A 2,213-nucleotide genomic window follows, 5' to 3' on the forward strand; every position below is an offset into this window, starting at 1 on the left:
GCCAGTCCGCCGGCAGGCCGTGATCCATAAGCCGCGCGCACAGCGCGGGCAGGGCGGAGACCCCCATGTAGATGACAACCGTCTGCCCCGGCCGGGCCATGCTGTCCCATGGCAGGTGCAGCGTGCCATCCGCGCGGGCGTGGCCGGTCACGAACATGCAGGCTTGCGCGCAGTCGCGATGGGTCAGGGGAATACCGGCATAGGCCGCGCATCCGTTCGCCGCCGTAATGCCGGGAACGACCTGAAAGGGAATGGCCGAGTCCCATCAGGGCCTCGATCTCCTCCCCCCCCGGCCGAACACGAACGGGTCGCCGCCCTTCAGGCGCAGCACGCGCTGGCCCGCCTGCGCGCGGCGCACCAGCTCGGCGTTGATCTCCTCCTGCGGCATGGTGTGTCTGTTGCGGCGCTTGCCCACGAAAACCAGTTCCGCGTCCCGGCGCACCCGGTCCAGCAGCGCGGGGGAAAGGAGCTGGTCATACAGCACGCTGTCGGCGTTCTGCATCATGTGCAGCGCGCGCAGGGTCAGAAGGTCCGGGTCGCCCGGGCCCGCGCCCACCAGCCATACCTCGCCACGCGTGGTGGTTCCGGCAATGATGTCATCCAGTATGGCGCGTGCGCGGGCACTTTCGCCCTGCCGGGCCGCCTGCGCGCCCGCCCCGTCCAGAAAGGTTTCCCATACCCGCCTGCGGCGCATGATGTCAGGGCAGGCGCGCCCGACATGCTCGCGCTGCTCCTGCATGAACAGGGCCAGTTCGCCCGTGCCTCGGGTATGACGCTTTCCACCTGTTCACGCAGGCGGCGCGCCAGAACGGGTGCGGCCCCCCCGGTCGAGATGGCGATGCGTACAAGCCCGCGATGGGTCTGCGCGGGCGTGATGAAGCTGGAGGGTGCTGGATCATCCACCGCGCAGACGGGAATGTTCATCTCCCGCGCGATGGCGGCGGCCGCGCGGTTGATTTCACGGTCATCGGTCGCGGCGTAGACAAGGCGGCAGCCGGGCATGGCGGCGCGCAGGGTGCGGGCGTCGGCGCTGGTGGCGATATGGGTGATCGCGCCGGTTTTCTCCCACTCGCGCATTTCGTCATCCAGGCGGGCGGCGATGACCTGCACCCGCGCGCGATGCGCCAGCAGCAGGCGCACCTTGTTGGCGGCGATCATGCCCCCGCCCACCACCAGCACCCGGACATCGTCCAGACGCAGCGCAAGGGGGAACCATGCGGGTTCGGAAATATTGGTCATACAGTCAAACAGCCGGTCGCGCCGGCGTCCCGTGGCTGGTGGGGGGCTGGTCAGTCATGTCATGTGGCGCGCCGCGCCGCGCCATATCAGTGGGAGGCGACGTTCTTCAACCCTTCGGCATAGCCCCAGCGCGCCCATGTCGAACGGTCCCTGACCGATCCCGGCGTATTGGAGGCGCATGCGGCCAGCGACAGCACGATGGCGCAGATACCGAGAACGGGAAGAAAACGGGCCAAAAAAACCTCCTGCATGACGCATTGGCCGACATAGCAGAAAAGCCCCGCCACCACCACGCCCCTGCATGAATTGATGGGGGCCGCCCCCTCACGCCGGGGCGGGAATGGTGGTAAGCAACATGCGCCCGGCCTGCCCCCGCATGGCCGTGGACCGTGGAAAGGAACAGCGTGAATGCAGCCGATGGAAATCGTAAGCACCGTGGACGACCTGCGCGCGCGTGTCAGGGCATGGAAGCAGGCCGGGCAGCGCGTGGGCGTGGTGCCGACAATGGGCGCGCTGCACGCAGGCCACCTGTCGCTGGTGCAGGCGGCGCGCGCGCGGGCGGACCGTGTGGTTACGACGGTTTTCGTCAACCCGATCCAGTTCGACAACGCCGATGACCTGACCACCTACCCCCGAACGCTGGAGGCGGATGCGCGCCTGCTGGCCGATGCCGGGGTGGATGTGCTGTACGCCCCCACGGTGGCGCAGATGTACCCGCCCGGCTTCGCCACGCGCATCACGGTCTCCGGCGTGTCGGAGGGGTTGTGCGGCAGCGCGCGGCCGGGGCATTTCGATGGCGTGGCGACGGTGGTGTGCAAGCTGCTCATGCAGACGCTGGCGGACTGCGCCTTTTTTGGTGAAAAGGATTTCCAGCAGGTTCAGGTGGTCCGCCGCATGGTGGCCGATCTGGATCTGCCGGTCGAGATCGTGACCTGCCCGACGAAGCGCGAGCCGACGGTCTGGCCCTGTCATCG

At 68.2% G+C, this 2,213-nt stretch carries 1 protein-coding gene and 3 pseudogenes; 1 reads left to right on the forward strand and 3 read right to left on the reverse strand.

Annotation, left to right across the window (positions count from 1 at the left end; translation table 11 throughout):
* From cobA to JCM25156_RS30020, 3 genes and pseudogenes are all read right to left on the reverse strand, one after another.
* Positions 1–739 (reverse strand): annotated as a pseudogene (gene cobA, locus JCM25156_RS32675) (uroporphyrinogen-III C-methyltransferase); the annotation flags it as partial.
* 65 nt (positions 740–804) lie between these two features.
* A pseudogene (locus tag JCM25156_RS32680) lies at positions 805–1,239 on the reverse strand (precorrin-2 dehydrogenase/sirohydrochlorin ferrochelatase family protein); the annotation flags it as partial.
* Positions 1,240–1,325: 86 nt separating this feature from the next.
* Positions 1,326–1,475: a hypothetical protein gene (locus JCM25156_RS30020; protein ID WP_183481615.1), complete on the reverse strand. Its 150-nt coding sequence runs from the start codon at positions 1,473–1,475 to the stop codon at positions 1,326–1,328.
* Positions 1,476–1,656: 181 nt separating this feature from the next.
* On the opposite strand from JCM25156_RS30020, the pseudogene panC reads away from it, so the two are divergent.
* Positions 1,657–2,213, forward strand: a pseudogene (panC, locus tag JCM25156_RS24730) (pantoate--beta-alanine ligase); the annotation flags it as partial.

This window comes from Komagataeibacter kakiaceti JCM 25156, from assembly GCF_000613305.1.